The organism is Epilithonimonas sp., assembly GCF_056329745.1.
Map to the genome: position 1 here is coordinate 328,347 of NZ_JBWEYV010000001.1, position 18,936 is coordinate 347,282.

The window sequence follows — 18,936 nt, forward strand, 5'->3', positions numbered from 1 at the left end:
GCTTTGTAATTATAAAAACGATATTGATTAGATCGTAGAAAGTCTTAGTGTATTGGTTTTACCACCATTATGAACCGGCATAGCGTTGAGGTTTACAACATAATCACCTTGCTCAACAAATCCATAGTTATGCGTTAACATATTTACTTGGATTACTGTCTCGTCTGTTGATTTTTGCATATCATAATAGTAAGCCCTTACGCCCCAAAGCAGGTTTAGCATGGTAATAACTCGCTTGTTAGAACTGAAAACGATAATATGCGAAGACGGTCTGTGTGCAGAAATCTGGAAAGCCGTGTAGCCTGAAGTGGTTAACGTAATAATAGCTTCAGCACCAGTTGATTTCGCAATGTCAACTGCAGAACGACAAACTTTATCTGTAATGAATCGTTCATCCACACAATTGATTTTTTCCTCAATCACATGGTTCAGTTTGGAGTAAAGAGGTGTCTTCTCTATATTCTGAACAATTTTGGACATGTTTCTTACCACATCTACAGGATATTTTCCCACAGATGTTTCGCCAGAAAGCATTACAGCATCAGCGCCATCCAAAACCGAATTGGCTACGTCATTAACCTCCGCTCTTGTTGGAGTTAGACTGTTGATCATCGTTTCCATCATCTGTGTTGCAATAATCACTGGTTTCGCATATAGCCTTGCTTTATTTACTAGGTTTTTCTGGATCACAGGAACCTGCTCCATAGGAACTTCTACACCCAAGTCACCTCTGGCTACCATCAGGCAGTCACATTCCATCAGGATTTCGTCAATATTTTTAACACCTTCTGGTTTTTCTATTTTGGCGACAATTGGTGTTTTAACTTTGTTGGAAGGATGCTTTGCCATCAACTCTTTCAAGTCTATGATGTCCTGAGCATGACGAACGAATGATAATGCGATCCAGTCAAATTCATTATCTAGCATAAAGTTGGCATCTTGGATGTCTTTTTCTGTCAAAGCAGGCAGAGAAACCTCAGTATTAGGTAGGTTAACCCCCTTTTTAGAACTTAGTGGACCTCCTTGTATTGTTTTAGCACGTACAGTGTCCACATTGTTAGTTTCCATTACTTCCAAAACCAACTTACCATCATCGATAAGAATTCTTTCTCCAACTTTTACATCTTGCGGAAATTTTTCATAAGTCATGTACACTTTTGTAGCATCACCTTCTATTTTCTCGTTTGTAAAAGTCAATATATCGCCAGGATTAAGGAATGAACCTTCCTTTACAACGCCTACTCTTAATTTTGGACCCTGAAGGTCACCAAGGATAGAAACAGAGTAACCGTATTCTTTGTTGATTTCACGGATGGTATTTACGTTTCTCATAACCAGCTCGTAATCCGCGTGGGAAAAGTTGATTCTGAATACATCTACACCAGCCTGAATCATCTGGATCATCGTTTCCTTGTTGGAAGATGCCGGACCCAGCGTGGCAATTATTTTTGTCTTTTTTAGGTTTTTATTCATAATATTGGATTAATTGATAAAGTTCCTCATCAGAACTTAGAGAATATTCCTGAATTTGAAATATAAAATTTTCCGGGAGCAAAATTAACGAAAAATCTGCAAACATATCGGAATTTGTTAAGATGTAATCCGCGTCCTGATGCACATTTAGTAAAAATTTAATATTTGCTTCATCCAGAAAGAGTTCTTTTTGTGCTTTTTTTTCTACAGATGAGATTGATTTATTGGAAATAAAGCTGAAACAATTTTTGGAAAACTTATCGTAGGCCTGATATCTTGAGAAATAATAGTCAAAATACTCTCCCTCAACCTTGATATCGGCCGTTCTTTTGAATTGAAAATTATTAAGTTGGTTAATCATAAAAAACAATTCGTACTCCGGGATTGGTTTGATAAGGCGAACCAACCCGATGCTGATCTCTGTCAGATCTTCCTCTAGCTTAAGAAACTGTTTTTTGATTTTCAATAATATTTTCTTTTTTGCTTAATACGTAGAAAGCTCTCTGGGCTGCTTTTTCCTCAGCTTTTTTCTTACTGGCTTCTACGGCATTGGATATTTTCTCGTTATGTAACCAAACATAGCATCGGAAAACGGCTATTTTGTTCGGTTGCAATTCCTCGCAGGTTTCGTACTTGATAGGGATTTTCTTTTTCTGGCTCCACTCCAGCAAAAGCCCCTTGTAACTGATAATTTTATTTTCGAGCTTGTTAATGGTGGTTGGCGTCAAGATACGCTCCAATACAATTTTTTTACAAAACTCATAATCGATGTCCAGGTAAACTGCTCCTATCAGGGCTTCCAAAAGGTTTCCTGATATATTTTCACTCAAAACCGTATGGCTGATATCCACCTGCAAAAGGCTGCAAAGTTTGAGGTCATCACCCAGTTTGTTCAGGTTTTTCCTGTTGACAATTTTGGATTTCATCTGCGTGAGAAATCCTTCATTTTCATTAGGATAGATATGAAAAAGATGGCAGGAAATTATGGTTCCTAGAACAGAATCCCCTAAAAACTCAAGGCGCTCGTAATTTTTTTTATTCGTATTTTTAGAAGAAGTCTTCAGTGAGAAAGCCTCTTTATAAATTTCCAAATTGTGAACATTATATCCAACCAGTTCAGAAATTTTTTTGCGAAATAGATTATCTTTTTCCGAAAGTTTTTGTGTTCTGTTTTTAGGAAGGAATCTAGAAAAATAATTCTTCAACTCCATAAGAACATCATTTTATATTTTTTTGAAAAGTACGCAGGCATTGTGTCCTCCAAATCCAAAGGTGTTGCTCATCGCAATATCAACATTTTTCTCAACAGCCTTGTTAAAGGTAAAGTTAAGTCTGCTGTCAATCTTTTCGTCATCTGTAAAATGATTGATGGTTGGTGGAACAATACTGTTTACAATCGTGTTTAGCGCAGCAATTGCCTCAATGACTCCGGCAGCACCTAACAGGTGACCAGTCATGGACTTGGTTGAGTTGATCTGCAAGTCGAATGCATGTTCTCCAAACAATTTGGCAATGGCATTAGACTCGGCAATGTCACCCAATGGTGTAGATGTACCGTGCATATTGATGTGGTCTACTTCGTCTGCAGTTACATCGGCGTCCTGAAGACAGTTTTGCATCACCAGGTAAGCGCCAAGGCCTTCTGGGTGTGGTGCTGTCATGTGGTACGCATCTGCACTCATCCCTCCACCAGATAATTCTGCGTAGATTGTAGCACCTCTTTTTTTGGCATGTTCATACTCTTCTAAGATGATACATCCGGCACCTTCGCCCAAGACAAAACCGTCGCGGTCTTTATCAAATGGCCTTGATGCTGTTTTGGGATCATCATTCCTTGTAGAAAGGGCGTGCATTGCGTTGAAGCCACCCATTCCGCTGGCTGTTACCGCCGCTTCTGAGCCGCCACAAACAATTACATCTGCTTTGCCAAGTTGAAGGAGCATTTTTGCATCTATCAACGCATTGGCCGAGGATGCACATGCAGAAACTGTAGTGTAATTTGGCCCGTGAAAACCGTATTCTATAGAGATGTTGCCTGGCGTAATGTCGGCAATCATTTTAGGAATAAAAAATGGGTTAAACCTTGGGATGTTATTGGAAGCAGCCCAACCGAGAACTTCTGTTTCAAAAGTCTCGAGACCGCCAATACCGGATCCCCAGATGACACCCACGCGGTTTTTGTCCACGTTGTCTTCTATAAGTCTGCTGTGTGCAATGGCTTCTCTGGCCGCAATCTGTCCAAATTGAGAGTTGCGATCCATCTTTTTAGCCTCCTTTTTATCAAAATAATTAAGAGGGTTAAAGTCTTTGACCTCGCAAGCAAACTTAGTTTTGAAATTTGTGGAATCAAAAAGAGTAATAGGAGCAGCACCGCTCTCGCCCTTTATAAGGTTTTCCCAGTATTCTTTAGCATTATTTCCAATTGGTGTAATAGCGCCGAAGCCGGTTACAACTACTCTCTTCAATTCCATAAATTTTATTCTATCTTGATAATATTATTTGTTTACAACTTCCTCGATGTAAGCGATAGCGTGACCAACAGTTGTAATTTTTTCTGCTTGATCATCAGGGATCTGGATGTTGAATTCTTTTTCAAACTCCATGATAAGTTCTACAGTATCCAAAGAATCAGCTCCCAAATCGTTAGTGAAGCTTGCTTCTGGAGTTACTTCTGTTTCTTCAACGTCAAGCTTATCAGCGATGATAGCTTTCACTCTTGATGCAATGTCTGACATAGTATTTTATTTTAATTATGTTAATTTGGTGCAAATATATAAAATTTCAAATCATTACAATTTTTTTTTACTTTTTTAAAGCGCTTGGTTTTCTATCCTTTTTATAATCAAATCATTAAAATACTCCCGTAAGAGTCCGCAAATTTGTTTATTTTTGCCATGACTTATTAATGCAAATTATGGAAGATTTTCCGGATAATGATGACGATCTTTTTACGGGCAAAGATCATACCCCGATTAGAAAAGACGCTTTTGAGCTAACACCTGCTGAGAAAGTAGAGAAGATAGAAGCGCTGTTTGGCGAGATTATGCAGACCTTGGGATTGGATATGACGGATGATTCCCTTCGGGATTCTCCAAAGCGTGTGGCCAAGATGTACGTGAACGAAATTTTTGGAGGCTTATTGCCGGAAAATAAACCGGGGATTTCTACCTTCAAAAACCAGTATAAATACCGCCAGATGCTGGTGGAAAAAGATATTACGGTGTATTCTTTCTGTGAGCACCATTTTCTGCCCATCATTGGGAAAGCGCATGTGGCTTATATCTCGAATGGGGAGGTGATTGGCCTTTCAAAAATAAACAGGATTGTTGATTATTATGCGAAACGTCCACAGGTTCAGGAAAGATTGACGATGCAGATTGTAGAAGCTTTGAAGGAAGCTTTGGGAACCAAAAATGTAGCTTGCATCATTGATGCTAAGCACCTTTGTGTTAACTGCCGTGGGATCAAGGATACTGCCAGTTCTACCATCACCGCAGAACTCAGCGGAATTTTCAGAACCAATCCTATAACAAGACAAGAATTTCTGCATTATGTAGGAAGCCATGCGAAGTTTGATTGAAAATGATACAATACAGAAATAGTTCATACAAGATTTTCATCACAACAATTATCTGTTGTTGATTATTCTTTATGTCTAATTTTTTTAAATCATTTAATCTTTCAATTTTAAGTTAACAATGCAACTAAAAATATACAACTCACTATCCGGTGAAAAGGAAATATTCAAACCTATATTAGAAGGTAATATCGGGATGTATGTCTGCGGACCAACAGTTTACAGTAACGTGCATCTGGGAAATGTGCGGACTTTTTTATCGTTTGATTTCATTTACAGGACGCTTCAGTTCTTGGGTTACAAAGTCCGTTATGTACGTAATATTACCGATGCCGGGCATTTAACAGACGACGGCGATATTAATAATGACCGATTCATAAAGCAATCCAGATTGGAAAAGCTGGAGCCAATGGAGATTGTACAAAAATATACGGTTGATTTCCATGATGTTTTGAAAAGATTTAACCTCCTTCCGCCAACCATAGAACCAACCGCTACAGGACATATTATCGAGCAGTTGGAGCTTACCAAACTTCTTGTGGATAAAGGTTTTGCTTACGAAAGCAACGGTTCTGTCTATTTCGATGTTTTGGAATATAACAAGAGAGGCCTCAATTATGGGGAACTTTCCCGAAGGAATATTGAAGAGCTATTTGCCAACACACGGGACTTGGATGGGCAATTTGAGAAGAAAAACCCACAGGATTTTGCCCTTTGGAAAAAAGCGTCGCCAGAACATATTATGAAGTGGCCATCGCCTTGGGGAGAAGGTTTCCCCGGCTGGCACTTGGAATGTACCGCGATGAGTACCAAATATCTCGGCGACCAGTTCGATATCCACGGCGGAGGGATGGACTTGAAATTCCCGCATCACGAATGTGAAATCGCTCAGGGAAAAGCCTGCAACGGCGTAGAGCCTGTAAAATATTGGATGCACGCTAATATGCTAACGATGAATGGCCAGAGGATGAGCAAATCCACTGGAAACTATATCCTGCCGATGCAGTTGATTACGGGAAACAATGATTTTTTTGAAAAACCATTCCACCCGAGCGTTCTCCGGTTTTGCTTTTTGCAGGCCCATTACAGAAGTGTTTTGGATATTTCTAATGATGCGATGCTGGCCAGTGAAAAAGGATTTAACCGACTGATGGAAGCTGTGAAAATTCTCAATACGCAGGCGGCGGTGGAAGGCGTTGCTTTCTCAACTTTTGATTTCAAAACATGGAAAGAAAAATGTTACGAGGCATTGTTGGATGATTTTAATTCCCCGATTTTAATTTCGCATCTTTTTGAAGTGGTGAAGGTGATTATTGCCTCCAAACAAGGTAAGGAGAGCATCTCTACAGAAGATTTTGAAGATCTTAAGCAATTCTTGAATGCTTTGGTTTTCGATGTTTTGGGGCTTACAACCATTGATGAATCCAATAATGATAAGTTGGATCAAACGTTACAGGTTTTGATTGAACTTCGAAATCAGGCCAGGAAAGCCAAAAACTGGGAATTGTCAGACCAGATCCGTGACCAGCTTCTTGAAAAGGGAATAGAGCTGAAAGATGGCCGGGACGGAACCACATATCAACTAATGTAATAGATAAAAAATCATAAATATTGAGAAATACGGTTAACGAAAGTTAAACCGTATTTCTGTTTTAAGAAAGAGACTTATTTTTGAAAAAACTATCGCTGCTTGAAATCATTTTTACTACTTGTTTCCCTTATTTTATCAGGATTTGTACTCTCGCAAAACATTTCGGGGAAAGTGACATCCGAAGACGATGTTTTAATTCCCAGAGTTTTGATCGTTAATATGACGAGCAATGAGAGGGCTTATAGCGACCCGCAGGGAAATTTTACTATCAATGCCAAAATTGGTGACGAAATCCGTTTTGCCAAAGAACGTTACAAGTTGGCGAAGATTGTCATTAATAATTTTGAGAATAAAACGGTAAAACTGGAAAAGATCCCGCAGGAGATAGAAGAAGTAAAACTGGTAAACAAAAGTGTTTCCCATTCTCAAGAAGAGCAGTTGCGGCAATCCATCGGGTTGCCCAAATCTCCGGAAAAGCCGCGCGAGAAACCAGTTGGTGCAAGAGAAGTCCTAATGCCTTTATTGGGTGCTTCATTAAACATTGATAATCTATACAAATGGCTTTCAGGGAAATCCAGAAGATTGAAAAGGCTTTATAAATATGAAGACATGCAGGAAGGTCTGGCTTGGATGAGAAATAATATAGATTACCAATACTTTGCAGATGCGGGCATCAACAAAGAGAAGATTAATGATTTTTTGACCTATTGCCTGCGTGATGAAAAAGTGCTGATGTATATGAAAGCCAAAAATTTAGGAGGAATCACCGTAGAACTGGATAACCACATCGATTCTTATCTTCGGGTTTTGTCTAATAATCAGAAGTAGATTTTGCTCAATTCAAGAGCGTTAGTCGGAAATTTCAGATTTTTATCCAAATATCCAATAAATCATTAAATTGCGTCTATATTAACAGACCTTAATAATGAAACTATACTTTAGTGTTAATTTTGGAACCAAAGTTGGCCAAAGGCTTGTTTTGCGCCTGTATGACGGGAAAAATGAGCATCGGGACTACAATATGGATTATTCCGAAAATAATAACTGGATCACAGAACTGGATTATTTTTCTAAATCAATTCTATACAAATACCTTTTGGTGAATGATTTGGGCGAAATTCTAGAAGAGGAGATCCCGTTCCATAAGCTTGATTTCCCCAACAGTTTCAAAGAGTTTATGATCTTTGACCAATGGAATCTCAAAAATTTCCCCGAAAATTACCTTAATAACAAAGTGCTTAACAACCGTTTGCAGGGTTTTGTGCCTGCCAAATCTTCTGTTGTTAAAAAGCACAGCCACCTTTTCCGGATAGAAGCGCCGCTTTACCACCCCAACTGGCAACTGGTTTTGATAGGGAACGTTGATGCCTTGGGAAATTGGGACTATAACAGAGCCTTGCGTCTGAATGAAACTGATTATGGCATTTGGGAAGTTGGCGTTGACATAGACTCTCATCAGACCATTCTTTATAAGTATGCCATCAAAGACAAAAATACAGGGCAAATTATTTATATAGAACCGGGCGACAACCGCTGGGTTTTTGCTAATCCTAACAAAGATTTGTTGTATGTAAAAGCAGATCATTATTTCAAATTCAATAATGAAACACTTTGGCATGCTGCGGGCGTTGCAGTTCCTGTTTTTTCTTTAAGAACGGAAGGTGGGTTTGGTGTAGGCGAATTTTCTGATATTAAAAAACTGGGCGATTGGGCCAGCGAAACCAAACTTTCCGTTATTCAGATTTTGCCCATTAATGATACCACGGCCAATTATTCCTGGACAGATTCTTATCCTTATGCGGCCATTTCGGTTTATGCGCTTCATCCGCAATACCTTTCGGTTGAGAAATTAGAATATGTGCTGCCAGAAGATTTGGTTAAAGATTATCAGGCAAAAAAGGCCGAACTTAATTCTTTGTCTTTAATTGACTACGAGCAGATGATTGCCGGTAAATGGAAATTTGCCACCGCCGTTTTTGAAGAGAATAAAGAAAGCATTCTAAAAGATAAAAAATTCAAAAAATTCATCAAAGAAAATGAAGAATGGCTAATGCCTTACGCTGCTTTTTGTGTTTTGAGGGATAAGTATAAAACGCCCAATTTCAACGATTGGAAAACGCATAAAAAGTATGTCGCCGGAAAAGTGGCCACCTTGTATTCTCCAAAACATAAAGAATATTACAAAATAATGCTGCATGCTTGGATCCAGTACCAGTTACATCTCCAGCTGAAAAATGCGGTAGAATATCTGCATCATTTGGGCATCTCGGTGAAGGGTGATCTACCGATTGGTATTTACCGTTATTCTGTGGAAGCATGGACGGAACCGGAATTGTTCGGGATGGATTTTCAGGCCGGTGCACCGCCGGATCAGTTCTCAGATTTGGGCCAAAATTGGGAGTTCCCGACGTATAATTGGGAAGTGATGAAAGCGGATGGTTACCAATGGTGGAAGAAACGCTTCAAAGTCCTGGAGCAGTATTTTGATGCCATGAGGATTGATCATATCCTTGGCTTTTTCAGGATATGGAGAATGCCGATTTCTGCAACGCAAGGTTTGTTGGGTTATTTTTATCCTGCCGTCCCGGTGACTGAGCAAGAATTTGCGGAACGTCAGATTCCGTTTAGTTACGAACGCTATGTGAAGCCATTTGTGAATGATCCCATTCTTTGGGAAAACTTTGGCGAGTTCAAGGATAAGATCCAGAATCATTTCTTTGATAATCATCACAATGGCGTTTATACTTTTAAGCCAGAGTTTGATACACAAAGGAAATTAACCAATTATTTCAAAAAAGAAACCTGGGATTGGGCAGAAGAAAAATTAATTTCTTTAGCAGCCAATGTATTGTTTCTGACAGAAGAGACAGATTATGGAACTGTGTTTCATCCAAGGTTTAACATCGCTAAAACCACGTCTTACAAATACCTTCCCGACTGGGAAAAGGCCAAACTGCTGGATCTCTACAATGATTATTTCTTCAAGCGCCAGGATGGGCTTTGGTATCAGAAAGCGATGGAGAAACTGCCTGCTTTGCTCAACTCTACAAGTATGTTGATTTGTGGCGAAGATTTGGGATTGGTTCCCGATTCGGTGCCTGTGGTAATGGATAAACTGGCTATTACAGCGCTCAAAGTTCAACGGATGCCGTCTGATAATATCCCGTATTACGATCCCCGCAATGCCGGGTATCTTAACGTGGTAACAGCTTCTTCCCACGACAGTTCCACATTACGGCAATGGTGGCACGAGGATCGTAATTTGACTCAGGATTATTTTAATCATCAGTTAAACCAATATGGTACGGCTCCATGGGATCTATCCCCAGAATTGTCCGAAATTATAATGCAGCAGCACCTGTATACCAATGCGATGCTTGCTATTTTCCCAATTCAAGAGTTTTTGGCAACAGATCATCGCTTGATGAATGATAATATGGATGAAGAACGAATCAATAATCCGGCTGTTTTCCCGCACTATTGGCGTTATAGGATGCACCTGAAGTTGGAAGACCTCACAAACGAAAATGAGTTTAACCAAAAAATTGCCGGTTGGATAGAAAACAGTGATAGATACTAGATTATTAAAACGCTTCTCAGAAATGGGAAGTGTTTTTTTTGTTCATCCTATTTTGTAGTTATCATTTAACTTTTCTCCTTATTGAAAATCAAAGAATAGGAATGTGCCAAGATAATCTTTAACTATCCAATTATTAAAAAAATAAAAGTGATTAAACCATTAATTTATCAAAAGAAAAATATTATTTCAAAATTATTTTTGAGTATGTCCTTATTTTTTGGGACGATGACTTTTGCTCAAGATTATTATGATACTTATCCTCAGGATTATTATGGAGATGAGTATTATGATGATTCTTACAGTTACCCGGATAATTATTATTACAACTATCCAGCAGATTATTATCCAGATCAATATTATCAGGGTTACTATAACGATTACAGAAGAGCTATTTTCTCTGTCAACTGGGATCAGTTTTTTATCCAGTTTCGTTTGTCACCTTACCAGATCAATCAGATTATGATGCTTAACAATCGTTTTGCGTCTTATGCAGCGTGGAATAATTATTACCGTTGGAATCCCGATAGGTGGTATTATGACCGCTTCTTTGCCTTGCAAAACATCCTTGGCCCACGGGTTTTTGTAGTTTATCAAAATACTTATTTCCACGGTAGAAGCCCCATTGTTTTTTACCAAAACAGATTTAGTAATTTCTATGCGAGACGCTATCCTGTTCAGCCCATGTATAGGAATGTAAACATCGTTACTTACAGAGTTGACAGAAATAATTTTAGGAGCAGTTTTAGACAAGATGTGAGAGCTAATAATTATCCCAATAACAATACTTATAGAAATAATTCGGCAGGCACTTCACCAAGGAGTGGCAGCAGCGGCAATTTTGGTACTGGTAGGTCTGTAGATGTTAGCGGTACACGTTCTGGCAATGATGGTAGTTTTAGAAATTATTCAGGGAATTCTGATCGCCGGACGCCTTATGTTGCACCAGATAACACTGGTTTCAGAAATGCTGGTGGAATGAGGCAGAATACCGGTTTCGATCGCCCTGTATCTGACAGATCTCGTAATGATGCTGCTTCCTCTACATCTAGATCCGGTGGTTACAGAAATTCTGGAAGTAGATAAAAACATTAACAAAAAATTGGCAGTCGTATCTTTTAACATTAGTTTCCACTAAGAATCATAGAAGTATTAATTGTAAATGATCAAAAAATGAAAAAGTTAATATTAAGTATGGCATTTTTGGGACTTGGTGTCCTTGGATTTGCCCAACAGGTAGAACAGCCAAAACATCACAAAGGCGAGCATCTTGAAAAAATGAAGCAAGAACTCAATCTAACGGACAGTCAGGTAAGTCAAATTAAAGCGTTGCATGATAAAAAGGCAGAAGAAAGAAAGCAGGAAATGAATAACAAAAGCCAAGAAAGGATGAAAAAAATGAAAGAGAATGATGCAGAAATGCAAAAAATTCTTTCTCCTGAGCAATACAAACAATTTCAGGATATGAAGGCGCGAAAAATGGCAGAAAGGCAATCAAAGTTTAAAGACAGAAAAGCAGTAATGCCCAATGTAACCAAATAATCAAAACTAAAAAAAAGCGTTCTAAGATGAACGCTTTTTTATTGGGTTATTCTGACGATAATTCTGAAATAAAGATTTTGTTCTGGTATAATAATGATAGTGGTTTTTAACTTAATTTTTTTTAATTATTTGAATATTTTAGCAATGTTCTTTATCCAATTATCGGCTATGTCATGAAGATAATAGGAAAACCGCCGATAATTTATATCTCGTAAGTTAAATCAGTTTAAATGGTAAACACGTGTTTCTTTGAAATCATTAGTTAATAAAAGCCAAAATCGTAATTTTCTTCTTTTAGAACATAGGCTAACAAATACTTTAACTTAATAGTTAATATTTTTAAACGGATTGGGCTTGGTTCATCGGTTATAAATTTTTTGCACTACTCTATTTGGCGTTTATCGTCTTGCCAGTATAAACTTTACGCTGTTTTCTCTGTTTGTAGAAAAAAGACAGAAATTTGAGAGTTTCGGTTTTTAGTATAACCAAAAATGAACAGTTACGAGGATAGAAAATTTTGAATATATGATAGTCTCTTTTTCTCCACCGTTTTTTAGCAATTAAAATTCAGGAAAAACATCCATTTTGATCTTATTTATAATGTTTAAGTCCATTTTGACTAATTGTAAATATCAAATTTTGCCGATTATTCCCTTACAAACTCCCAAAACTCACTACTCAAAAAGATCAGAAACTATTTATCAATGGCTAAACACAAACAACAATTCCTAAAAGCAAAAAAGTCCTTAACTATCGTTAAAAACTTTTGCGATCCGGACGGGACTCGAACCCGCGACCTCCGCCGTGACAGGGCGGCATTCTAACCAGCTGAACTACCGGATCAATTTTTTCTAAGTTAAAATTGTAAAACTTTTGCGATCCGGACGGGACTCGAACCCGCGACCTCCGCCGTGACAGGGCGGCATTCTAACCAGCTGAACTACCGGATCTCTTGCCCAACAAACTAGAAAAACATTCCTTGTTTATTGTGGTTGCAAAAATACAACAATAATTTACATCTCCAAATTTTTTATAAAAAAAAACGCTTCTCAGAAGGAAAAGCGTTCATTATCAATATTGTTATTTTCTTAGAGGTAAGAATTTAATTTTTCTGCGATAACTTCTTTTGGTGCTACACCAACAATTTTATCAACAACTTCCCCATTTTTGAAAATTAAAACCGTAGGAATATTTCTGATACCGTAGTCAACAGACACCTGCTGATTATTATCTACATCTACTTTTCCCACCAAAGCTTTACCTTCAAAATCTGCGGCCACTTCTTCGATGATTGGGCCAAGCATTCTGCAAGGTCCACACCAAGTTGCCCAAAAATCTACCAAAACAGGCTTATCCGAATTTAAAACTGTTTCCTGAAACGATTGATCTGTAATTTCTACTGCCATGATTTCTTATTTCTTAATTATTTTTTATAAAACAAAATTACAACATTTAAAATTGCTTTTATCTGTTGATTATCTATGTACGCTATCAGCATTTTCTATGACAAAGGGCTCTCCAATTTCTTCCAGCGCTTTTATAAGAGCATCAATATCAGATCGTTTTGTAAGATGACTAAATGATACCCTAAGTGGTGTGCAGTGATCCAATTCTTCTTCGGACAACACTGACATCAATACCATGGATGGTTTAGAAGCGCCCGAACTGCATGCGCTGCCCTGAGACACAGCAATTCCTTTCATATCAAGTTGCAGTCCAATCAATGGGTTTTTATATGGTAACAATAGGTTAAGAACCGTAAAAAGACTGTCGTCTCCTGCACTTCTCCCATTAAATTTGACTCCAGCAATTTTCTCCTGAAGCTGATTGATACAATAGTGCTTGATATCCAGAATATGCTCAGTATATGCCTTCATATTTGTTTGGCAAAGTTCCCAGGCTTTTCCCAGACCAGCGATACCTGTAACATTTTCCGTACCAGCCCTCAATGAACGTTCTTGTGGACCTCCGGTGATAATTCCTTTCAGCCCGGACGATTTTCTTACAAAGGCAAAACCACTACCTTTAGGCCCATGGAATTTGTGAGCACTGCAAGAGGCAAAGTCTAAAGGGATTTTTGAAAAATCCAAATCCAAGTGTGCCATGGTCTGCACAGTATCTGAATGAAACAATGCATCACTATCTTTACAAAGGTGGGCTACTTTTTCTATATCTAGCAAATTCCCGATCTCGTTGTTGGCATGCATAAGAGTGACCAATGTTTTCTTATCAGAACTTTTCAATAATTCTTCTAACTTGCTCAAATCCAAGTCACCTTTGGAATCGGGTCTAAGATAAACAAGTTCTACACCTCTTAGTTTTTTCATTTCCAGACAGGTTTCTGCTACACACTTGTGTTCCAGTGGCGATGTGATAATCCGTTGAACACCGAGGTAATTGACACAAGATTTGATAATCATGTTATTGGACTCGGTTCCGCAAGAAGTGAAAATGATTTCTGCCGGCGTCACTTTCAAAGAATCTGCAATCTTTCGCCTTGTTTCTTCCAAAATGGTTTTGGCTTCCTGCCCAAGGCTGTGTGTGGACGAGGGATTGCCATAGTTGAATTTTAAAACATTTACCATACAGTCTATCACCTCTGTGTCAAGAGGTGTTGTTGCAGCATTATCCAGATAAATTCTTTCCATTTTCTATAAAGATTTGTGGCCTTTTGAAGCAAGGTCGAAAAATTAAACCACTAAATTAGTGAAAAAATCGGTAATGGGATTCATTGGCAAACCGAAACATTGCCTTGTCTCCCGAAGTATCACCAAACGCAATGATCTTATCATATTTCTTACCGTTTAATTCTGCTTTGATCCTGTTGACTTTTTCCTGTTTGTTGCAGTTTTTGCCTACAAAATTCCCTGTGAAAATATCATCTTTAAATTCGGCCTGTGTGCAAAGCAGCGTCATCTCAAATTCCTCCGCAAAAGGCTTTACCCAGATATCCAATGAGGCAGAAACAATGTAGGAATCTGTTGTTTCGCGGTCAATATTTTTAATAAAATCCAAAGCATTTTCCCTGAAAAGCGATGGGTAATTTTCCTGAAAAAATTGTTGCGCTTTTTTCTCCAGCTGGTATCTGGATTCGCCTTTCAACATCGATGATACAAAACTTTTTTTGACCGCTTCAGCATCTGCAAGCTTCAATTTGAGCAGGATGAAAAGCGGAATATGTTTTAAAAATTGAGCAGAAAATTTGGCCGGATCATAAAATTTAAGAAACAAAAACATGGTGTCTTTATAAGTCAAAGTCCCATCAAAATCGAACAGATATAATTTTTTCATAACCAAATCATTTGGAATTGATGACTGTTGTGCTACAGTTTTAATTTTTTGAAGATAAACTCAGGAATGTTTCTGATAATCATCATAATAACAGACCAAATAGGTAAAACGTAAACTACATCCTTTTTATTTTTGTAAGCTTTAAAAATAACTTCGGCAGCTTTTGCAGGCGTTGCTGTAAGTGCCGGATTAAGTGGCAAACCTTCTGTCATTTTGGTATCCATAAAACCTGGTTTCACCGTCATGACATTCACTTTTTTATCGAAGAGGTAATTTCTCAATCCGCTGAGATAAGCGGTTAACCCGGCTTTTGCAGATCCATAAATAAAATTACTTTGTCTCCCTCTTTCCCCTGCCACAGAAGACAAAACGATCATCGCGCCGCTTCTTTTGGACTCCATCTTTTTAGCAAAAAAATTAAGAACCGGAATTAATTTGGCGTAATTAATATCGATAATCCGTTCCGTATTTTGGTCATCATACAAGCCCTCGTCCGTTCCCAAGCCAAGGTATCCCGAAGCGCAAAACAACACATTAGAATTGATATTTTCCAAGGGTTTATAATCAATGTCGTTCATCAAATCCATCGGGATAATCTCGGAATGCTGAAGGAATTTGACATTGATATGACCCGCAAATTTCTCCGTAGTCTCCGGGTTGGAGCTGATTAGGTAAATAGTGGAAAACTTCTCCCCTTTTTTAAGACATTCTTCTACAAAGGCCTGCGCAACCTCAGAATTGGAACCAAGAACTATCATGATATTTGGTGTTAGGTGTGGTTTTTAGTATTTCGTTAATCCTTATTATAATTTTGAATAATGCTATTCAATTATAAACCATTTAGGATTCTTTTATGTTGTAGGGAGACAAATTTAGACGAATCCACATTCCTAAGATAGCTGGTTAAGGATGATCTGCTCATGCTGTCTTTGGTAAGGTAAATTCTGCCACCATATTGTTCAACAATATCGTCTAGCCTGTCAACCAATTTCCTCAGTTTTTTATTAACTTTAAAATCCAAAGCCAGGGAATACCCCTCGAAAGGAAAAGAGTTGTAGGCCAGAGGATTTTCTTTGCCATACAGTTTCAAAACAGCTAGAAAAGAACCATTGCCGCTGTTTGCGATGGTTTCCAAAATCTTCCTCATCCCCTCTTTACCATGGTTTTTTGGGATCATCATCTGGTATTGGATAAAACCACTTTTACCATAAATTTTGTTCCAGTCATTCACAAAATCAAGCGGGTAGAAAAAACTGTCGTAATCGATAAAATTATTGACTTGTTTGTTACGCTGCTTGTTATAATATAGATAATTAAAGATCTTAATTGTAAAAGTATTCAGCACAAACCCTGGAAAATAAAAAGGAACTGTGGGACTAAATTTTGGCTTTAGCCTAAGTGATTTTTTCTGCATCCTACTTGGAAGCTCAGCTTTTAAAGCATGTTCACCACGCATCAAAATTGATCTCCCCAGGTTTTTTCCCTTTTGGAAACAGTCAATCCAGGCTACATTGTAAGTCCAGTCTTCGCTCTCCTCAAATAGGCGGAATATCTCGTCCAGATTATCTGCCTTGATACTCTCTTGGCGGATATATACCGATTCTATATTTTTAAGCTTAAATTTGGCAGAAAGGATAATCCCTGTCAATCCCATACCACCTATGGTTGCCCAGAATTTGTCGGAGTTTTCTTCCCTCGAACATGTAATAACTTCGGCATTTTCATCCATCAGTTTGAACTCGGTTACGTACTCTGAGAAGCAGCCTTCTGCATGATGGTTTTTCCCGTGAACATCTGATGCAATCGCGCCACCCACGGTAATAAACTTAGTCCCCGGTGTTACATAAAGAAAATAACCCTGGGGCACTGCCACTTCCAAAACTTCTGATAGAAGCACGCCGGCTTCGCATTCTATAATCCCGTTGATGCGATCAAAAGAGATAAACTTATTAAGCCTTTTTGTTGAAAAAATATGTTCGCCCAGAGAAGCATCGCCATAGCAACGACCGTTTCCGCGTGCAATGACTTCGTTATTTTCGCGGACAAATTTTTTGATTTGAGAAACAGAATCATCCGATTTCATTTCTTTTTCCACAATCGGGAAATTGCCCCAATTGGTTACTTTTTGAATAAAATTCGGTTTCATCTGTTGTTGTTTTTTGAGATGGCTTCTAAAAGCCTATTAGTAGTCATCATGTGTTGTGTTTTTTTGAGCTACATCGATTTTTACTTGAAATAAATCTGAAGCAGAAAAACGATTACCCAAAGCACTATTGTAATCTGTATATAACGGTCTTTATAAACGATCTTGGTTGGCGATTCGGTTTTATTATAAACCAGAGTCTGCTGAAGATAGCGCAAAAATGCAAATACCACAAATATGACCGTATAAAAAACCCTGGAATGGAATTTGGCCTGAACTTCTGGAGACAGCGTAAACATCAGGTAACAGACAATGGCCAGCGTACAACTGATGGATAAAGCAATATCTGCAAATTGAACATTATAGCCATCCAAAGCTTTCCTTGTTTTGCCGGAAATCTGAGCATTAATCAGTTCCCCACGCCTTTTGCCAATTGCCAGGACTAATGCCAAGACAAAAGTGAGCAGAACCGCCCAATTGGTAATAGGAATGCCCGTGACATATCCACCGGCCAAAACACGAAGCACAAAGCCAATTGCAATAATGCAAATATCCACAATGGCAACCTGTTTTAGTTTAAATGTATATAAAATATTGATACAAAAGTAGAATGCGATAATCACCCCAAACTTCCACAAATTCTCTTGAAACACATAACTGCCAATAAAAACCGATGAAATTGATAACAATACCAAAAAGGCAAAAAGTAACCTTGCCGCAGCCTTTGACACAGCACCGCTGGCTAACGGACGGTGTTTTTTCTCGGGATGTTTCCTGTCTGACTCAATATCAAAATAATCATTGATAATATAAATAGAACTCGCAGTGAATGAAAACACAAAGAAGGCAAAGATGCTCTCGTAAAAGAGATGCGTATTAGTAATATTACCGGAAAAAAATAGAGGTGCAAAAACAAAAAAGTTCTTAACCCATTGTTCTACACGTATTAATTTTAAATAGGTCTTCATCCAATGTTTAATTAATGCAAAAGTAGCACTAAAATAAAAAAACCGCAAACTGCGGTTTATATTATATCTGATTAAATAATAGATTAATTAGACTTGGCGTCATTAATCATTTTTTCGTTAGCTGTAATTGCAAACTCAACACGTCTGTTTTGAGCTCTTCCTGCATCAGTATCATTAGATGCAATAGGACTAGATTTGCCCAAACCTTCTGTAAATAATCTGCTTCCAGAGACACCGTTCGCTACAAAATAGTTTTTAACAGCTGCTGCCCTTTGAGATGATATTCTCAAATTAACTGCATCTGATCCTACACTATCAGTATGTCCATAGATGTTGATATTAGTGTCTGGATTATTTTTAAGTACAGTTACCAATTTGTCCAAATTATTTTTTGCAAGCGATGTAAGATTTGATGAGTTGAAATCAAAATTAACTGTATTCTCGTGCAATGTAACTTTGATACCTTCACCCACTCTTTCTACCTCAGCTCCTGGCAAAACTTCTTTGATTTCTTTAGCCTGTTTATCCATTTTGTTACCGATAACGCCACCAGCAACACCACCAACAACACCGCCCAAAACAGCACCTAGAGGCGCATTGCCACCTCTCCCGATATTATTACCAAGAATACCGCCTAACACGGCACCTGCAGCAGTACCAATCGCGGCACCTTTTTGAGTATTATTGGCGTTCTGAACAGCCTCACAACTTGTAAGCAACAAAGATCCTGAGATAAAAAATGCTGCAATTTTTGTTTTATTGATTTTCATTTTA

18 protein-coding genes and 2 tRNA genes are annotated in these 18,936 nt (G+C 38.2%); 6 read left to right on the forward strand and 14 right to left on the reverse strand.

The features are described from left to right. Positions 1-27 precede the first annotated feature (27 nt). The 5 genes from pyk to AC00Y6_RS01385 are packed head-to-tail and all read right to left on the reverse strand — an operon-like array spanning position 28 to position 4,208. Positions 28-1,473 (reverse strand): pyruvate kinase, encoded by a 1,446-nt coding sequence (gene pyk, locus AC00Y6_RS01365; RefSeq protein WP_474488824.1) that lies wholly within the window; start codon positions 1,471-1,473, stop codon positions 28-30. Next, complete coding sequence (locus AC00Y6_RS01370) at positions 1,466-1,939, reverse strand: IPExxxVDY family protein (protein ID WP_474488825.1); 474 nt, start codon at positions 1,937-1,939, stop codon at positions 1,466-1,468. Before AC00Y6_RS01370 ends, pyk begins: the two co-directional genes overlap by 8 nt. Then, on the reverse strand, positions 1,914-2,684 hold the full coding sequence (gene rnc, locus AC00Y6_RS01375) for a ribonuclease III (RefSeq protein ID WP_474488826.1): 771 nt from the start codon (positions 2,682-2,684) through the stop codon (positions 1,914-1,916). The genes AC00Y6_RS01370 and rnc overlap by 26 nt, the downstream gene beginning before the upstream one ends. A 12-nt stretch (positions 2,685-2,696) precedes the next feature. Next, entirely contained in the window at positions 2,697-3,944 is a 1,248-nt protein-coding gene (fabF, locus tag AC00Y6_RS01380) for a beta-ketoacyl-ACP synthase II (RefSeq protein ID WP_474488827.1), read from the reverse strand. Between the two features lie 24 nt (positions 3,945-3,968). Further along, positions 3,969-4,208, reverse strand: a complete 240-nt coding sequence (locus AC00Y6_RS01385; RefSeq protein ID WP_002976354.1) for an acyl carrier protein — start codon at positions 4,206-4,208, stop codon at positions 3,969-3,971. Positions 4,209-4,387: 179 nt separating this feature from the next. Here AC00Y6_RS01385 and folE point away from each other — a divergent pair, with 179 nt between their 5' ends. The 6 genes from folE to AC00Y6_RS01415 all read left to right on the forward strand — a co-directional run bounded on the left by folE (position 4,388) and on the right by AC00Y6_RS01415 (position 11,760). Further along, positions 4,388-5,053, forward strand: coding sequence for a GTP cyclohydrolase I FolE (gene folE, locus AC00Y6_RS01390; protein WP_474488828.1), 666 nt, complete (start codon positions 4,388-4,390; stop codon positions 5,051-5,053). Between the two features lie 118 nt (positions 5,054-5,171). After that, the gene (cysS, locus tag AC00Y6_RS01395; RefSeq protein ID WP_474488829.1) at positions 5,172-6,641 is read left to right on the forward strand and encodes a cysteine--tRNA ligase; all 1,470 of its coding nucleotides are present in this window, start codon (positions 5,172-5,174) and stop codon (positions 6,639-6,641) included. A 99-nt stretch (positions 6,642-6,740) separates the two neighbouring features. Beyond that, positions 6,741-7,469: a hypothetical protein gene (locus AC00Y6_RS01400; protein WP_474488830.1), complete on the forward strand. Its 729-nt coding sequence runs from the start codon at positions 6,741-6,743 to the stop codon at positions 7,467-7,469. Between the two features lie 97 nt (positions 7,470-7,566). After that, on the forward strand, positions 7,567-10,221 hold the full coding sequence (locus AC00Y6_RS01405; protein WP_474488831.1) for a 4-alpha-glucanotransferase: 2,655 nt from the start codon (positions 7,567-7,569) through the stop codon (positions 10,219-10,221). A 204-nt stretch (positions 10,222-10,425) separates the two neighbouring features. After that, on the forward strand, positions 10,426-11,304 hold the full coding sequence (locus AC00Y6_RS01410; RefSeq protein ID WP_474488832.1) for a hypothetical protein: 879 nt from the start codon (positions 10,426-10,428) through the stop codon (positions 11,302-11,304). Positions 11,305-11,391: 87 nt separating this feature from the next. Next, positions 11,392-11,760 (forward strand): hypothetical protein, encoded by a 369-nt coding sequence (locus AC00Y6_RS01415; RefSeq protein WP_474488833.1) that lies wholly within the window; start codon positions 11,392-11,394, stop codon positions 11,758-11,760. Between the two features lie 769 nt (positions 11,761-12,529). Here AC00Y6_RS01415 and AC00Y6_RS01420 read toward each other — a convergent pair. From AC00Y6_RS01420 to AC00Y6_RS01460, 9 genes are all read right to left on the reverse strand, one after another. Continuing rightward, positions 12,530-12,603 (reverse strand) — tRNA-Asp (locus tag AC00Y6_RS01420). A 33-nt stretch (positions 12,604-12,636) separates the two neighbouring features. Then, positions 12,637-12,710, reverse strand: a tRNA-Asp gene (locus tag AC00Y6_RS01425). A 138-nt stretch (positions 12,711-12,848) separates the two neighbouring features. Then, on the reverse strand, positions 12,849-13,166 hold the full coding sequence (gene trxA / locus AC00Y6_RS01430) for a thioredoxin (RefSeq protein ID WP_123281215.1): 318 nt from the start codon (positions 13,164-13,166) through the stop codon (positions 12,849-12,851). A gap of 69 nt (positions 13,167-13,235) precedes the next feature. Further along, positions 13,236-14,408, reverse strand: coding sequence for a cysteine desulfurase family protein (locus tag AC00Y6_RS01435; protein ID WP_474488834.1), 1,173 nt, complete (start codon positions 14,406-14,408; stop codon positions 13,236-13,238). A 55-nt stretch (positions 14,409-14,463) separates the two neighbouring features. Then, positions 14,464-15,051, reverse strand: coding sequence for an HAD family hydrolase (locus tag AC00Y6_RS01440; RefSeq protein ID WP_474488835.1), 588 nt, complete (start codon positions 15,049-15,051; stop codon positions 14,464-14,466). Positions 15,052-15,083: 32 nt separating this feature from the next. After that, complete coding sequence (locus AC00Y6_RS01445; protein WP_474488836.1) at positions 15,084-15,809, reverse strand: SDR family NAD(P)-dependent oxidoreductase; 726 nt, start codon at positions 15,807-15,809, stop codon at positions 15,084-15,086. A gap of 71 nt (positions 15,810-15,880) precedes the next feature. Next, a complete protein-coding gene (locus AC00Y6_RS01450; protein ID WP_474488837.1) occupies positions 15,881-17,197 on the reverse strand; it encodes an FAD-binding oxidoreductase in 1,317 nt (438 codons plus the stop codon). 80 nt (positions 17,198-17,277) lie between these two features. Further along, positions 17,278-18,162, reverse strand: coding sequence for a decaprenyl-phosphate phosphoribosyltransferase (locus AC00Y6_RS01455; protein WP_474488838.1), 885 nt, complete (start codon positions 18,160-18,162; stop codon positions 17,278-17,280). Positions 18,163-18,245: 83 nt separating this feature from the next. After that, on the reverse strand, positions 18,246-18,932 hold the full coding sequence (locus AC00Y6_RS01460; protein ID WP_474488839.1) for a YiaD family glycine zipper/OmpA-like lipoprotein: 687 nt from the start codon (positions 18,930-18,932) through the stop codon (positions 18,246-18,248). Positions 18,933-18,936 lie beyond the last annotated feature (4 nt).